At 43.3% G+C, this 14,220-nt stretch carries 18 protein-coding genes and 1 pseudogene; 13 read left to right on the forward strand and 6 right to left on the reverse strand.

The genetic code is table 11. The features are described 5' to 3' along the window. Window positions 1-16: 16 nt before the first annotated feature. Window positions 17-1,258 carry a dicarboxylate/amino acid:cation symporter gene (locus FTV43_RS07235; RefSeq protein ID WP_104852589.1) on the forward strand — a complete coding sequence of 414 codons (1,242 nt, stop codon included), beginning with the start codon at window positions 17-19 and terminating at the stop codon, window positions 1,256-1,258. Between the two features lie 78 nt (window positions 1,259-1,336). On the opposite strand, the gene FTV43_RS07240 is transcribed toward FTV43_RS07235, so the two are convergent. From FTV43_RS07240 to FTV43_RS07265, 6 genes are all read right to left on the reverse strand, one after another. Next, complete coding sequence (locus tag FTV43_RS07240) at window positions 1,337-1,750, reverse strand: VOC family protein (protein WP_179995210.1); 414 nt, start codon at window positions 1,748-1,750, stop codon at window positions 1,337-1,339. Between the two features lie 215 nt (window positions 1,751-1,965). Then, window positions 1,966-2,850, reverse strand: coding sequence for a ribosome biogenesis GTP-binding protein YihA/YsxC (yihA, locus tag FTV43_RS07245; RefSeq protein WP_179995211.1), 885 nt, complete (start codon window positions 2,848-2,850; stop codon window positions 1,966-1,968). 130 nt (window positions 2,851-2,980) lie between these two features. Continuing rightward, the gene (locus FTV43_RS07250; RefSeq protein ID WP_004974689.1) at window positions 2,981-3,424 is read right to left on the reverse strand and encodes an Rrf2 family transcriptional regulator; all 444 of its coding nucleotides are present in this window, start codon (window positions 3,422-3,424) and stop codon (window positions 2,981-2,983) included. A 92-nt stretch (window positions 3,425-3,516) separates the two neighbouring features. Continuing rightward, window positions 3,517-4,728: an NO-inducible flavohemoprotein gene (hmpA, locus tag FTV43_RS07255; protein WP_179995212.1), complete on the reverse strand. Its 1,212-nt coding sequence runs from the start codon at window positions 4,726-4,728 to the stop codon at window positions 3,517-3,519. A gap of 239 nt (window positions 4,729-4,967) precedes the next feature. After that, complete coding sequence (locus FTV43_RS07260; RefSeq protein WP_096901360.1) at window positions 4,968-6,551, reverse strand: helicase HerA-like domain-containing protein; 1,584 nt, start codon at window positions 6,549-6,551, stop codon at window positions 4,968-4,970. Between the two features lie 49 nt (window positions 6,552-6,600). Then, window positions 6,601-7,791, reverse strand: a complete 1,191-nt coding sequence (locus tag FTV43_RS07265; protein WP_179995213.1) for a PLP-dependent transferase — start codon at window positions 7,789-7,791, stop codon at window positions 6,601-6,603. Window positions 7,792-7,939: 148 nt separating this feature from the next. Here FTV43_RS07265 and FTV43_RS07270 point away from each other — a divergent pair, with 148 nt between their 5' ends. From FTV43_RS07270 to rpsQ, 12 genes and pseudogenes are all read left to right on the forward strand, one after another. Further along, a complete protein-coding gene (locus tag FTV43_RS07270; RefSeq protein ID WP_179995214.1) occupies window positions 7,940-8,683 on the forward strand; it encodes a type 1 glutamine amidotransferase in 744 nt (247 codons plus the stop codon). A gap of 426 nt (window positions 8,684-9,109) precedes the next feature. Beyond that, entirely contained in the window at window positions 9,110-9,421 is a 312-nt protein-coding gene (gene rpsJ, locus FTV43_RS07275) for a 30S ribosomal protein S10 (RefSeq protein WP_000070912.1), read from the forward strand. A gap of 59 nt (window positions 9,422-9,480) precedes the next feature. Continuing rightward, window positions 9,481-10,119: a 50S ribosomal protein L3 gene (rplC, locus tag FTV43_RS07280; protein WP_026438075.1), complete on the forward strand. Its 639-nt coding sequence runs from the start codon at window positions 9,481-9,483 to the stop codon at window positions 10,117-10,119. A gap of 11 nt (window positions 10,120-10,130) precedes the next feature. Next, a complete protein-coding gene (gene rplD / locus FTV43_RS07285; RefSeq protein WP_004974702.1) occupies window positions 10,131-10,733 on the forward strand; it encodes a 50S ribosomal protein L4 in 603 nt (200 codons plus the stop codon). After that, window positions 10,730-11,050: a 50S ribosomal protein L23 gene (gene rplW, locus FTV43_RS07290; RefSeq protein ID WP_004974703.1), complete on the forward strand. Its 321-nt coding sequence runs from the start codon at window positions 10,730-10,732 to the stop codon at window positions 11,048-11,050. Before rplD ends, rplW begins: the two co-directional genes overlap by 4 nt. Before the next feature lie 11 nt (window positions 11,051-11,061). Then, window positions 11,062-11,886 carry a 50S ribosomal protein L2 gene (gene rplB, locus FTV43_RS07295; protein ID WP_004974706.1) on the forward strand — a complete coding sequence of 275 codons (825 nt, stop codon included), beginning with the start codon at window positions 11,062-11,064 and terminating at the stop codon, window positions 11,884-11,886. 19 nt (window positions 11,887-11,905) lie between these two features. Next, window positions 11,906-12,181, forward strand: coding sequence for a 30S ribosomal protein S19 (gene rpsS, locus FTV43_RS07300; RefSeq protein ID WP_004673001.1), 276 nt, complete (start codon window positions 11,906-11,908; stop codon window positions 12,179-12,181). Between the two features lie 11 nt (window positions 12,182-12,192). Next, complete coding sequence (rplV, locus tag FTV43_RS07305; protein ID WP_001982638.1) at window positions 12,193-12,522, forward strand: 50S ribosomal protein L22; 330 nt, start codon at window positions 12,193-12,195, stop codon at window positions 12,520-12,522. 1 nt (window position 12,523) lies between these two features. After that, a pseudogene (rpsC, locus tag FTV43_RS07310) lies at window positions 12,524-13,340 on the forward strand (30S ribosomal protein S3). Beyond that, window positions 13,280-13,693, forward strand: coding sequence for a 50S ribosomal protein L16 (rplP, locus tag FTV43_RS07315; RefSeq protein WP_004691317.1), 414 nt, complete (start codon window positions 13,280-13,282; stop codon window positions 13,691-13,693). The pseudogene rpsC and the gene rplP overlap by 61 nt, the downstream one beginning before the upstream one ends. Beyond that, window positions 13,693-13,890 carry a 50S ribosomal protein L29 gene (gene rpmC, locus FTV43_RS07320; RefSeq protein WP_004650482.1) on the forward strand — a complete coding sequence of 66 codons (198 nt, stop codon included), beginning with the start codon at window positions 13,693-13,695 and terminating at the stop codon, window positions 13,888-13,890. Before rplP ends, rpmC begins: the two co-directional genes overlap by 1 nt. Beyond that, window positions 13,887-14,144, forward strand: a complete 258-nt coding sequence (rpsQ, locus tag FTV43_RS07325) for a 30S ribosomal protein S17 (RefSeq protein WP_004974714.1) — start codon at window positions 13,887-13,889, stop codon at window positions 14,142-14,144. Before rpmC ends, rpsQ begins: the two co-directional genes overlap by 4 nt. Window positions 14,145-14,220 lie beyond the last annotated feature (76 nt).

Here is a 14,220-nt window from a genome sequence, read left to right on the forward strand (position 1 = left end):
AAAAACTCAATTGCGTATGAGCCTCAATACACAAATTCTAATTGCCGCAATTTTGGGTGTGGTGTTTGGTTTTATTCTGAATCTATTTCCAGACAGCACATTTTTTAGCGCCAGTTTGTATGGCATTGGTTTAATGAGCAGTATTTTTATTGGTTTACTGAAAATGCTGCTGATCCCACTAATTTTTAGCTCAATTGTGGTCGGTGTGTCGAACTTACAGGCTGTAGGGCAATTGAGTCGAGTCTGGAAAATTACGTTGGCGTGTTGTGTCACCACCACGACTTTGGCTTTAATTTTAGGTTTGGCGTGTGCGCATTTATTTGCAGTGGGTAAAGGCGTAGATATTGTGATGTTTCAAGATGCTATGGCGCAGCATCAAAGCCCAGACACGCTTACGCCGTCTTCGTTTTTTACCAATTTCATTCAAAACACCTTAATCAATCCGTTTAAAGCTTTTGCCGAGGGTAATGTTTTGGCAGTGGTGATATTTGCCTTATTGGTGGGTGTGACGCTGGTCAAAGGCGGGGAGCACTTTAAAACGGTACGTAAACTCAGTCAGCAATTTTTTGAAATTATGATGTTGATGATTGGCTGGGTAATGAAACTGGCACCTTTGGGGATTTTTGCTTTATTGGCTAAGTTGGTTGCAACCGAAGATATTTCAGTCCTGAGTCGTTTGGCAGAGTTTGCTGCAGTGGTCACGGGCACCACGATTTTTCATGGTGTGGTGGTCTTGCCTTTGCTGTTGTGGATATTTGGCAAAATGGATCCGATCACCTTTTTTAAAGGCACACGTGCTGCCTTAATTACGGCTTTTGCCACCAGTTCCAGTTCTGCCACTATGCCACTTTCGATGAAATGTGCGCAGGAAAATTTAGGTGTGCGTCCGCAAACTGCAGGCTTTGTGATCCCGTTAGGTACACAACTGAATATGGATGGAACGGCATTGTATGAAGCTGCAGCGGCTTTGTTTGTTGCCAATTTAATGGGGCTGGATTTAAGTTTAGGACAGCAATTAATTGTCTGTGCCACAGCCATGATCGCTTCTTTGGGCGCGCCTGGTATTCCAAGCGCAGGTATGGTGACGATGATTATGGTATTACAATCGGTGGGCTTGCCTGCAGAAGCGATTGCGATTTTATTGCCGATCGACCGTTTGTTGGATACTGTGCGTACTGTGGTCAATGTGCAGGGCGATATGATGATTAGTGTGGTGGTCGATCGGCATACTCGTGATGACCCTGCACTGCATTCCTGATAATGGGTTTAAAATCGAATCAAGTTTTCAGCATCATCCTGTTTTATTGTGCTATGTAAAGACATGAGCCAAAGCAGATTAATCCCAATATGGGCTGTAGGCCACTTCCCAAATATGACCATCTAAGTCCTGAAAATAACCTGCATAACCGCCGTAAAAGGTGCTCTGTGCAGGTTTTAAAATTTTCGCACCTGCATTTTTTGCTTGTTTCAATACCTGATCGACCTCGAGTGGGCTATGTACATTATGTCCTAAAGTGATTTGTGCAGCACTGCTGGCTGTACCTGTTAAGCCTGTATCTTGTTGTAAACTTTGTTTAGACCATAAAGCCAGTTTTAAGCCTGCTTGCAGTTCAAAAAAGACCACCGCACCTGGTTCAAATTCCTGTCCAATAATGCCTTCAGTTACAAGTCCTAAGCCGTCGCGGTAAAAGTCGAGTGCACGTTGTAAATCTTCTACCGCTAAGGTAATCACTGAAATGTGTGCTTGCATGTTTGATCTCCTTATCGCATGTAATTGTTTAATGTCTAATTGTTATGATCTTGACAGTAGGGCATTTCTGGCTGCGTTGTAAAGTGCAACTTTGGTGGTGAGAGAGATTGTGATTACGGCGTAAAACTGAAAGTGGACATACAAATAAAAAGTCCTATTCGAGATTGAACGAATAGGACTTTATGTTATCGACCAATAGTCAGTAATTTAACGGACTATTTGGTTTTGGTATCAGATGTGGCTGGATCGTCTATATCTAAAGATTCAGGCTGATCAACATCAACATCAACATCAACATCAACATCAACATCAACATCAACATCAACATCAACATCATCGCCAGTCGCTTCTGGAATGCTGTCTAAATCAAATTGATGCGCTTGTTCTAAGGTGAAGTTCAAACGACCGCCCATCACACTCGCAAGTTCTTCCAAACCTTGCTTATTGAGTGATGAAAACAATTGAATCGAGAAATCTAGTTTCATCTTTTTCAACTGCTGTTTGACTTCAAGCAATACTTTATTGGCAGGGCCGCGGTTGAGTTTGTCCGATTTGGTGAGCAATACATGCACGAACAATTTACGCGAATACGCCCATTCCAGCATCATCACATCAAAGTGCTGTAAGGGATGGCGAATATCCATCAGTAACACCAAGCCTTGTAAACTTTTACGATGAATCAAATAATTTTCGAGTTCTTTTTGCCACACAATTTTCATGGCTTCAGGTACGGCTGCATAACCATAACCGGGTAAATCGACCAAACGCTGTTCGGGGTTGCCCAAACTAAAGAAGTTGATCATTTGAGTACGACCCGGTTTTTTAGAAGCACGTGCCAATTGTTTTTGATTGGTTAAAGCATTAATTGCACTGGACTTACCTGCGTTGGAGCGTCCTGCAAAAGCCACTTCGTAGCCAGTATCTTCTACACATAAATTCAGTTTAGGCGCACTCATTAAAAACTCGGCTTTACGCAGCCAGTTTAAGGCGCGAACAGAGTATTCAGTAATGGCAGGGTCTACTTTTTTCTCGTAGCTAATTTTCTGCCGTGGCTGTGCTGCCGCCTTACTGTTTTTCGATTTTCCTCTGCTGTGGTGCATAACTTAACTTCAATTCATGGTCTACAAACAGGCATTATAAAGCAAGTCATACAGGCAAGCGACCTTTGCGCCCTGAATGCCCGAAAAAAGCAACATCTAGGATGATATTGCTTTGACCGTTTAAGTTACTTTAAAGATGAATCAGCGGGATTGGAGATTGTGTACTGAACTGTAAATTGGGGACAGGCTGTAGCACTTCACCCAAGCTGTATTGATCTAAGCTTTGATAAAACTGTTCCATTGCCTGATTGAGAATGCCTTTTAGTCCACATTGCGCACGCAGCACGCAGGGCGGGGTATTACACTCTACAATTTGATTTTCACCTTGCAGGATTCTCACCACATGACCTAAACGCAAAGGCAATGCTTCAGGATGCAAGCGAATCCCGCCACCTTTACCACGAGTGGTAATTAGCCATCCTTGCTTACCCATAAAGTGAACGATTTTTACCAGATGGTTCTGGGAAACATGCAAATCCTGTGCAATTTCCGCAATGGTATAGGGTACATCTCGAGGACGCGAGATATACATTAAAATACGCAGCGCATAGTCGGTGAATTTATTTAATTGCATGATCGCACAGATGTTTTTTTAAAATACAAATAAATTAAGGCTAGTCTAGCATAACTAGACTAGCCTTACCTATTAGCTTTTAACGCTTTAGATTAGTGGCGAACACCACCTGTACCAAACGCTTCGCTATGGATTTGCTCATCTTTGATGCCACGCGCAAGTAAAGCTTTACGCTGTTCTGCCATGAATGGCATTGGACCACATAAGTAGTAATCAGCATCGGCTGGTAACAGCGCTGCATCTACAGTGCTGAGGTCTAAACGACCCGCAACATCGTAATCTTGACCCAGTACATCACCTTCGTTCGGGAACTCATACGCAGTCAACGTATGAATACGTGGACATTTCGCAGTTAAGTCTTGGAGATGCTGTTTCATCGCATGTACTTGTTTGCTACGACATGCGTGAATGAATGTCACAGGTTGTGGTACATCTAAAGTCACTAATTGATTCAACATCGCAATCATTGGTGTTAAGCCTACGCCACCACTAATGAAGACATTACGTTTGTTGCTGTCGATGAGGAAGAAGTTACCTGTTGGTGCAGATACTTCAACTTCAGAACCTTCTGGTAATTGGTGCAATACGTTCGATACCCAACCTGCAACTTTATCTGCACCATTGCCTGGCTCACGTTTTACAGAAATACGTAAGTAATCTTGTTGTGGGCTAGTCGATAGCGTGTATTGACGTGGTTGCTTCAAGCCAAGTTCAGGAACAAATACGCGTACTGAAATATATTGACCTGCGTCGTATTTTGGTAAATCGCCACCATCTACTGGCTCGAAGTAGATTGAAGTGATTTCGTCACTTTCTACAACTTTCTTGGCAATTTTGAAATTACGCCAGCCTAACCAGCTGCCTTTAGTTTGTTCGTGTTGTTCGTAGATTGCACGTTCAGCATTAATAAACACTTCTGCTAACTGACCATAAGCAGCTGCCCATGCATCAATTAGAGGATCTTCCATTGAAATATTTAATACTTCGCTAATAGAGTGAAGTAGGTTTTCGCCCACAATATTATAGTCAGGTGCTTGAATGTTTAAGCTCACGTGTTTGTGGGCAATCAATTCAATCACAGGCGCAAGCACAGAAGGATCTTCAATGTTTTCAGCATAAGCCAATACAGCACCTGCAAGCGCTTGAGCCTGCGCACCACTACGTTGGTGACCCATGTTAAAGGTTTCTTTTAGATCAGGATTATTCCCCAACATGCGGTTATAGAAATAACCAGTCAGTGCGACACCATTTTCACGGAGTACAGGAACAGTTGCTTTTACAAGGTCAATTTGCTGTGGAGTCATGTTCGATCTCTCATGGCTGTTATTTATAAGATGTATTCAAAATACATCTTATAAATAAGGATTGCAAACATTTTTTTGTGAAACCTTAAAAAAAATATGGATTATAAAAATATCCCATTATTTTTAAAGTTTTTATGGGGTTTGTAGATGTGACAGCGAGAGGTTTGTAAGTGTTCATTTAGGTTTTGGATGGTGCATCCATGAATGAAATCTATACAAACCTCATCGTTTATAACATGCTATTTCTTACCAAATAATGACCCTAACAAACCTCGTACAATTTTCTGCCCAGTAGAACCGCCTAAGCTGCGTGCTGCGCTTTTGGCAAAGGTACCCACAATATCTTGAGTCAGTTTTTCACGCTGTTTGGCAGCGCGTTCTGCTTCTTTTTGCTGTTCGCGGGCTAGACGTTCTTGCTCGCGCGCTTGTTGTTTGGCGAGTGCTTCGGCTTCTTTTGCCTCTTGCTTGGCGCGAGCTTCAGCTTCTTTGGCTTCAATTTTAGCTTGTTCTGCTGCTGCGGCTAGTTGCTGACGTTGTTCAACTTTTTGTTGCAGCATTTCATAAGCACTTTCACGATCTAGCTGCTGTTCATACACGCCTGCAATAACACTTTGGCTGATACAGGCTTGTCGTTCTTCTGTGCTAATTGGGCTAAACGATGAGTAGGGCGGCATTACCCAAGCACGTTCTACAATTTGCGGTGTGCCTTGTTCATCTAAGCAACTAATTAAGGCTTCACCTACCGCAAGTTCGGTAATGGCTTGTTCAACTTTAAAGTCTGGGTTGGCACGGAATGTATCTGCGGCAGTTTTTACCGCTTTTTGGTCTTTGGGTGTAAAAGCACGTAGGGCATGCTGAACACGGTTACCCAATTGTCCCAATACACTTTCAGGCAAGTCCAGTGGGTTTTGGGTCACAAAATAAATCCCCACCCCTTTAGAGCGAATCAAACGTACCACTTGTTCAATTTTTTCTTGTAGCGCGCTGCTGGCATTGTCAAATAACAAGTGTGCTTCATCAAAAAAGAACACTAACTTTGGCTTGTCCATATCGCCCACTTCAGGCAATTGTTCAAACAGTTCTGATAACATCCATAATAAAAAGGTGGCGTACAGTTTTGGCGTGTTCATGAGTTTGTCTGCAGCCAAAACATTAATATTGCCGCGTCCCTGACTGTCAGTTTGAATAAAATCCAAAATATCCAAACTCGGCTCACCAAAGAATTTATCACCGCCCTGATCAGCTAAAGCCAGTAAATTGCGCTGAATCGCACCCAAACTGGCTGGAGAAAGATTGCCATACTCAGCTTTAAATTCACTGGCGTGTTCGCTGACATAGGTCAGCATGGCTTTTAAATCTTTAAAATCAATCAGTAATAAACCCTGATCATCGGCAATACGGAATACCGCAGACAACACGCCCTCTTGGGTGTCATTCAGGTTCAGCATTTGCGCCAATAATAACGGGCCAATTTCAGAAATGGTGGTACGAATCGGATGACCTTGTTCGGCAAATAAATCCCAAAACACCACAGGAGATGCTGCAAACGGAATGCTTTCGATACCTAAGCTCTTAATACGTGCATCAAACTTTGGGCTGCTGCTGCCTGCTTTGGCTAGACTGGAAACATCGCCTTTGGCATCGGCTAAAAATACGGGTACACCAATTCGTGAAAAGCTTTCTGCCAAGACTTTTAAGGTGACGGTTTTACCTGTACCTGTTGCACCTGCAATTAAACCGTGGCGGTTGGCAAACTGTGAATGTAAAACCACGTCTTGTTGAACGTCGGCAGTTTTTTTGCCAATAACGATTGCTGTACTCATTTTTATCCTGATTTATATAGCTATTGTTAAAATGATGATCTGTGCTGCATTAGTCGCTGAAGCGTTGTAAGGCATTTTGAATATCGTGAATTAAATCTGCAGGATGTTCTAGCCCAATACAAAAACGCACCAATAATCCTTCAGCCAAGTGAGAATGATCTAAGGTACGCATGGTCTTGAGATCGTAAAGCATCACTAAACTTACAGGGCCGCCCCAGCTAAAGCCGAGTTTAAATAAAGATAAAGCATCGCAGAATTGACGTACAGCGGCTAAATCATATTCAGGCTTAAAAATCACACTGACCAAACCTGCGCTGTGTCCATCGCGGCAAATTTCTTTCCAATACGCATGCCCCGCAGATGTGGCATCGGCAGGGTGCAACACCTGAGCAAATTGTGGTTGTAGTTTCAGCCAGTTGAGTAATTCAATTGTGCTTTTTGCTTGGTGCTCATAACGTAGTTGCATCGAAGCCAAACTGCGTTGTACTTGCGCGACATCATCCCCCGATACGCAAATACCTTGAATGGCATGCATACGAAACAGTTGATGATGTAAGTGTTGATCACGGGTCACGACAGACCCCATTAAAATGTCACCACCACCACTTGGGTATTTGGTCAGGGCATGGACGCTTATATCGACACTTAAATGTTCATCACCAAAATCGAAAGCATTAAACGCAAGTCCTGCACCCCAAGTATTATCTAAGGCTGTGAGCATGTGATGTGATTTGGCTTTTTTGACTAATGCAGTTAGGTTTGGAAACTCTAGTGTGACCGAACCTGCCGCTTCTAGCCAAATCAGTTTGGCTTGGGCAGAAGGTTGAAAGCTATCGACATCAATTGGATTGTAGACTTGAACGGTGATGCCGTAACGATGCTCTAAATTGCGTAAATGCTCCATGTTTGGGCCGTAAATATTGTCAGCCACCCAAACTTCATCGCCTTGACTTAAAAAGCAGGAATTCACCAAATTAATTGCTGATAGTCCGCTTGGTGCGAGTAAGCAGTATTCACCACCTTCTAATTGCGCAATCTGATCAGCGAGTGTGAATGTAGTCGGTGTGCCATGTGTGCCATAGCTATAATCATAAGCATCAGTCCAGTGTCGATTAAACAGTGCATCTGTGTTTTCAAAGATAATGGTCGATGCACGAAATAGGGGAGGCTGTACCGTTTGAATATATTGTGGGGCACGTCTTGGTGCATGAATTAAAGCAGTTTGAGCATTTTTCTTCACAGGTTCACTCAGAAAATAAGCAAATATTGAGTTTAGCTTAAGAGAAATACTGGCTTTAGGCTATAAAAAGCTGCACTACAAGACATGCCTTGAACTTGGCGCTATTTTTGCAGAAGCTGAAGTATAGAAAATACAAAGGATGATCCAGATGAAAGCACCACTAAGCGTGCATTATTTTCAGCATAGTGCAGGTGAAGGTTTTGGAAGTTGCTATGACTATTTAAAGCAGATGGGGGCGCATATCACTGCAACCGAATTTTTTGCTTTACCGCCTGAGCAAAATATTGAAATTGAAGCTCTGCCCAAAGTTGAAGAGATTGACCTGTTAATTGTGATGGGCGGTGCCATGAGTGTAAATGATGAAGTACATTATCCATGGTTAAAAACAGAAAAACGCTGGATTAGGCGTTATTTGGCGATGGGTAAACCTGCAATCGGTTTGTGTTTAGGTGGGCAGATGATTGCCAATGCGTTGGGTGCAGCGGTCAGTCGTAATCCAGAACAAGAGCGTGGTTGGCATCCAGTCTATAAAGTCGAAAATATACCAGAAAGCTGTTTCCAAATGCCTGATCAAATCACAGTGATGCAGTGGCATGGTGAAACTTTTGAATTACCAAAGGGCGCGGTAAGACTTGCCAGTAATGCCGCCTGCGCTAATCAACTCTATCAAATTGGGAAAAATGTACTAGGATTCCAATTCCATCCAGAAATCACCCCACAAGCTTTGCAGCTGTTTTTAGACAATGCCGAAATGAAACCAGCATTTTCGGGCATGTATGTACAACCCGCGCATGAATTAAAACAGATGTCTGCGGCACAATTTCAGGCAGGCAACCAATTAATGAATCGTGCAATAGATTATGTTTTAGCACAAAGCAAACTTCGAGAATAAAGTCATGGATTGTGGCGCAAACACAGAAAAGAAAGTTAGGTCAGGGCGATGACGATTTCTGCTGTCAGGGATGGTTGGAATGGTCAAAATGCAGATTGTCTAAATTTACACTCAATAAATGGATAGGAATGCTGCCTAACTCATATATAAAGTGCTAATCGTATATTTTAAAAAGAGAAATCGGCAGAGCGTGAAAAATAAAGCAATAAAGCCAAAAAGAGATTTGCTTATGCATTAAACAATCGTTATAATGGGCGACCCTTTATGCAAGGGGGTTAACTGCGAAGAAAGTAGTTAACATCGTGACAGTCGTGGCATCGATCATGACCTTAGTGATAATTCACTGCCTTTGACACTTGCCTTAAATTAGTGGGGTGAGATGCGTCAAGGGTGATTCTTTATATATTTGGCTTGGAGTTAACTGGTATGTCTAACCAGAGAATTCGTATCCGTTTGAAGTCTTTTGATCATCGTCTGATCGATCAATCTGCTCAAGAAATCGTAGAAACCGCTAAGCGTACTGGCGCACAAGTTTGTGGTCCAATCCCGATGCCAACTCGCATCGAACGCTTCAACGTTTTAACATCACCACACGTAAACAAAGATGCGCGCGACCAGTATGAAATCCGTACTTACAAGCGTTTGATCGACATCGTTCAACCTACAGATAAAACTGTTGATGCGTTGATGAAATTAGATCTAGCAGCTGGTGTTGATGTTCAGATTGCATTGGGTTAAGGCTTTCGGTTAATTAACACTCTAAGTTAATTAGGCCGCTTTTTTAGAGGTTTATGCACATGGCTATTGGTTTAGTCGGTCGCAAGTGCGGTATGACCCGTATCTTTACAGATGCTGGTGTTTCTGTACCTGTTACAGTGATTGAGGTTGATCCTAACCGCATCACTCAAATCAAAACGCTTGAAACAGATGGTTATCAAGCAATTCAGGTTACTACTGGTGAACGTCGCGAATCTCGCGTAACTAACGCTCAGAAAGGTCACTTCGCTAAAGCGGGTGTTGCTGCTGGTCGTTTAGTTCAAGAATTCCGTGCTACAGAAGCTGACCTTGAAGGTCGTGAAGTTGGCGGAACTATCGGTGTAGATTTGTTCACAGTAGGTCAGATCGTTGACGTAACTGGTCAGTCTAAAGGTAAGGGTTTCCAGGGTGGTGTTAAGCGTTGGAACTTCCGTACTCAAGACGCTACTCACGGTAACTCTGTTTCTCACCGTGTTCTAGGTTCTACAGGTCAAAACCAGACTCCTGGTCGCGTATTCAAAGGCAAAAAAATGGCTGGCCATTTAGGTGCTGAACGCGTAACTGTACAGGGTCTTGAAATAGTATCTATCGACACAGAGCGTTCAGTTCTTGTTGTTAAAGGTGCGATTCCTGGTGCGACTGGTGGTGACGTAACTGTACGTCCTACGATCAAGGCTTGAGGGGAAATAACGTGAATTTAAATACTGTTTCCGGCTCTGCTGTTGAGTTATCTGAAGTTGCGTTCGGTCGTGAATTCAATGAAGCACTTGTACACCAAGTTGTTACAGCTTACTTAGCTGGTGGTCGTCAAGGCTCTAAAGCTCAGAAATCACGTGCAGACGTTGCTGGCGGTGGTAAAAAACCATTCCGTCAAAAAGGTACTGGCCGCGCTCGTGCTGGTTCTATTCGTAGCCCAATCTGGGTTGGTGGTGGTAAAACTTTTGCTGCTCGTCCACAAGATTGGTCTCAAAAAGTTAACCGCAAAATGTACCGCGGTGCAATGCAATGTATCTTAGCTGAACTTGTTCGCCAAGATCGTCTTGTATTGGTTGAAGAGTTTGCTGTTGAAGCTCCTAAAACTAAAGAGTTGCTTGCAAAACTTAACGACTTGAATGCAACTCGCGCATTGATCGTAACTGAAGCTGTAGATGAGAATCTATATCTTGCAGCGCGTAACCTTCCACACGTTGATGTGGTTGATGCTACTGCAATCGATCCTGTTAGCTTGATCGCGTTCGACAAAGTTGTAATGTCTGTTGCTGCTGCTAAGAAAATTGAGGTAGAACTCGGATGAACAACGAACGTTTATATCAAGTCCTACAAGGACCTGTATTTTCAGAAAAAGCACAAGTTTTAGGCGAAACTGCTGGTGTTCAAGTATTCAAAGTTGCATTAAATGCAAACAAACTTGAAATCAAAAAAGCAGTTGAGCAATTATTTGGTGTGGAAGTTGTTAAAGTTAACACGACTATCACTAAAGGTAAGACTAAGCGCTTTGGTCGTACATTAGGACGCCGTTCTGATGTTAAAAAAGCATACGTCACCCTGAAAGCTGGCCAAGATGTTGAAATGGCTGACTTGGGCGATACCGCTGAAAGCGCAGCGGAATAAGGACGAAATTTATGCCGATTCAAAAATGTAAGCCAACGTCTCCAGGACGTCGCTTTGTAGAGAAAGTCGTTCACGACCATCTTCACAAAGGTGCTCCTTATGCGCCGTTGGTAGAAGCTAAAAAACGTACTGGTGGTCGTAACAACAACGGTCACATTACTACACGTCACGTTGGTGGTGGTCATAAGCAACACTACCGTATCGTAGACTTCAAACGTAACAAAGATGGCATTCCTGCTGTTGTAGAGCGTATTGAATACGATCCAAACCGTACTGCACACATCGCATTGTTGAAGTATGCTGACGGTGAACGTCGTTATATTATTGCGCCTAAAGGTTTACGTGCTGGTGATCAAGTTCAATCTGGTAACGATGCTCCAATCCGCCCAGGTAACTGCTTGCCACTTCGTAACATGCCAATCGGTGCTACTCTTCACAACATCGAACTTAAAATCGGTAAAGGTGCTCAATTAGCGCGTTCTGCTGGTACTTCAGTTCAATTGTTGGGTCGTGACGGTTCATACGCTATCGTTCGTCTACGTTCAGGCGAAATGCGTAAAGTGCACGTTGAATGTCGCGCTGTGTTAGGTGAAGTATCTAACTCAGAAAGCAACCTTCGTTCACTTGGTAAAGCAGGTGCTTCGCGCTGGCGTGGTGTTCGTCCTACCGTTCGTGGTATGGCAATGAACCCGGTTGATCACCCGCACGGTGGTGGTGAAGGGCGTACTAAAGGTATCCAACCTGTAAGCCCATGGGGTCAAAAAGCTAAAGGGTACAAGACACGTACCAACAAGCGTACGACTAAGATGATTATTCGCGACCGTCGCGTTAAGTAACAAGTAAAGGAATCTGACAATGCCTCGTTCTCTGAAAAAAGGCCCATTCGTCGATGCGCACTTGTTCGCTAAGGTTGAAGCGGCAATCGCGGCTAATAACCGTAAGCCGATCAAAACTTGGTCGCGTCGTTCGATGATCCTCCCAGATTTTGTTGGTTTAACAATTTCTGTTCACAATGGTCGTAACCATGTTCCAGTGATTATCTCTGAACACATGGTTGGTCATAAACTCGGTGAATTCGCGCCAACTCGTACCTATCGTGGTCACGGTGTTGACAAGAAGTCTAAACGTTAATAGGTGCTATGATGGAAGTAACTGCTAAATTACGCGGTGCCGCTATCTCGGCACAAAAAGCACGTTTGGTTGCAGATCTTATCCGCGGCAAATCTGTTGCGCATGCACTTAACATTTTAAACTTCAGCAACAAAAAAGCTGCTGTTTTAGTTAAGAAAGCATTGGAATCTGCAATTGCAAATGCTGAACACAATAACAGTTTAGATGTAGACGACCTTAAAGTATCTACGATTTACGTTGACGAAGGCATGAGCCTTAAACGTATTATGCCACGTGCTAAAGGCCGTGCAGATCGTATTACTAAACGTACTTGTCACATCACCGTTAAGGTAGGGGTTTGATATGGGTCAGAAGGTTCATCCAATCGGTATCCGCCTAGGTGTTGTGAAACGTCATAACGCTAACTGGTATGCGAATCCGAAACAATACGCTGAATACTTGCTTAAAGACCTTCAAGTTCGTGAGTTTTTAACTAAAAAACTTAAGAACGCAATGGTAAGCAATATTCTTATCGAACGTCCAACGGGTGCTGCTAAAGTAACAATTAGCACTGCGCGTCCTGGTATCGTAATCGGTAAAAAAGGCGAAGACATTGAGAAATTACAACGCGAATTAACATCTATTATGGGTGTTCCTGCGCAAGTAAGCATCAACGAAATTGACCGTCCAGACTTAGATGCACGTTTAGTTGCTGAAGCAATCGCTTCTCAATTAGAAAAGCGTGTAATGTTCCGTCGTGCTATGAAGCGTGCGGTACAGAACTCTATGCGTGCTGGTGCTAAAGGTATCAAAGTTGAAGTTTCTGGTCGTTTAGGTGGTGCAGAGATTGCACGTACTGAATGGTATCGTGAAGGTCGTGTACCTTTGCATACACTTCGTGCGGACATCGACTATGCAACTATGCGTGCTGAAACTACTTACGGTACGATTGGCGTTAAAGTTTGGGTATTCCGTGGTGAAATCTTGGGTGGCATGAAACAAGTCATGAACCCAGCACCTGCTGAAGAACGTCCAGCTAAACGCGGTCGCGGTCGTGGTGAAGGTCAAGAGCGTCGTGGTCGTCGCAATGATCGTTCTGCTGAAAAAGGAGAATAATCCATGTTGCAACCTAAACGTACTAAATTCCGTAAGGTGCAAAAAGGCCGTAACACTGGCTTAGCGCACCGTGGTAGCTCAGTATCTTTCGGTACTATCGCTCTTAAATCAGTTGAACGTGGTCAAATGACTGCGCGTCAAATTGAAGCGGCACGTCGTACAATCAGCCGTCGTATTAAGCGTGGTGGTAAGATCTTTATCCGTGTATTCCCAGACAAACCAATTACTTCTAAGCCTCTTGAAGTGCGTATGGGTAAAGGTAAAGGTTCTGTGGAATATTGGGTTTGTCAAATCAAACCAGGTAAAGTCTTGTACGAAATTGATGGTGTGAACGAAGAATTGGCACGTGAAGCATTTACGCTTGCTGCTGCTAAACTTCCGTTTAAAACCACTATCGTGACTCGGACGGTAATGTAATGAAAACTAAAGATCTACGTGAAAAGTCGGTAGAAGAGTTGACAGCTTTGCTTGATGAGCAACAGCTTAACCAATTCCGTCTTCGTATGGCGAAAGCAACTGGTCAATTGGGTAAATCGCATGAAGTTGCGCTTACTCGTAAAACTATTGCACGCATCAAGACCCTCCTTACCGAAAAACAGGGGAACGGGCAATGAGTCAAAATACAGTCCGCACGTTAACTGGCAAAGTTGTAAGCGACAAAATGGAAAAATCTATTGTTGTCCTTATTGAACGCCAAGTTCAACACCCGTTGTATGGCAAATTGATTCGCCGTTCAACCAAATTACACGCTCATGATGAGAACAATACAGCCAAGATTGGTGATGTTGTAACCATCAAAGAAAGCCGCCCAATGTCTAAAACTAAGTCATGGACTTTAGTTGAAGTTGTTGAAGCTGCTGCTGAGTAATTAACGTTCTTGTTGCATCATCGGTCAATTTCGAGTACTCTTTGAGCCTTTCGAAATTGTGACCGGTGATGCTCGG

This window comes from Acinetobacter sp. YH16053, from assembly GCF_013417035.1.
In the GTDB taxonomy this organism is placed as follows: Bacteria; Pseudomonadota; Gammaproteobacteria; order Pseudomonadales; family Moraxellaceae; genus Acinetobacter; species Acinetobacter towneri.

What these genes read in the sequence shown, in the direction of transcription:
- FTV43_RS07235 (WP_104852589.1), top strand. Translation starts at nt 17, where the DNA reads ATGAGCCTCAATACACAAATTCTAATTGCCGCAATTTTGGGTGTGGTG.
- FTV43_RS07240 (WP_179995210.1), bottom strand. Translation starts at nt 1,750, where the DNA reads ATGCAAGCACACATTTCAGTGATTACCTTAGCGGTAGAAGATTTACAA.
- yihA (WP_179995211.1), bottom strand. Translation starts at nt 2,850, where the DNA reads ATGCACCACAGCAGAGGAAAATCGAAAAACAGTAAGGCGGCAGCACAG.
- FTV43_RS07250 (WP_004974689.1), bottom strand. Translation starts at nt 3,424, where the DNA reads ATGCAATTAAATAAATTCACCGACTATGCGCTGCGTATTTTAATGTAT.
- hmpA (WP_179995212.1), bottom strand. Translation starts at nt 4,728, where the DNA reads ATGACTCCACAGCAAATTGACCTTGTAAAAGCAACTGTTCCTGTACTC.
- FTV43_RS07260 (WP_096901360.1), bottom strand. Translation starts at nt 6,551, where the DNA reads ATGAGTACAGCAATCGTTATTGGCAAAAAAACTGCCGACGTTCAACAA.
- FTV43_RS07270 (WP_179995214.1), top strand. Translation starts at nt 7,940, where the DNA reads ATGAAAGCACCACTAAGCGTGCATTATTTTCAGCATAGTGCAGGTGAA.
- rpsJ (WP_000070912.1), top strand. Translation starts at nt 9,110, where the DNA reads ATGTCTAACCAGAGAATTCGTATCCGTTTGAAGTCTTTTGATCATCGT.
- rplC (WP_026438075.1), top strand. Translation starts at nt 9,481, where the DNA reads ATGGCTATTGGTTTAGTCGGTCGCAAGTGCGGTATGACCCGTATCTTT.
- rplW (WP_004974703.1), top strand. Translation starts at nt 10,730, where the DNA reads ATGAACAACGAACGTTTATATCAAGTCCTACAAGGACCTGTATTTTCA.
- rplB (WP_004974706.1), top strand. Translation starts at nt 11,062, where the DNA reads ATGCCGATTCAAAAATGTAAGCCAACGTCTCCAGGACGTCGCTTTGTA.
- rpsS (WP_004673001.1), top strand. Translation starts at nt 11,906, where the DNA reads ATGCCTCGTTCTCTGAAAAAAGGCCCATTCGTCGATGCGCACTTGTTC.
- rplV (WP_001982638.1), top strand. Translation starts at nt 12,193, where the DNA reads ATGGAAGTAACTGCTAAATTACGCGGTGCCGCTATCTCGGCACAAAAA.
- rplP (WP_004691317.1), top strand. Translation starts at nt 13,280, where the DNA reads ATGTTGCAACCTAAACGTACTAAATTCCGTAAGGTGCAAAAAGGCCGT.
- rpmC (WP_004650482.1), top strand. Translation starts at nt 13,693, where the DNA reads ATGAAAACTAAAGATCTACGTGAAAAGTCGGTAGAAGAGTTGACAGCT.
- rpsQ (WP_004974714.1), top strand. Translation starts at nt 13,887, where the DNA reads ATGAGTCAAAATACAGTCCGCACGTTAACTGGCAAAGTTGTAAGCGAC.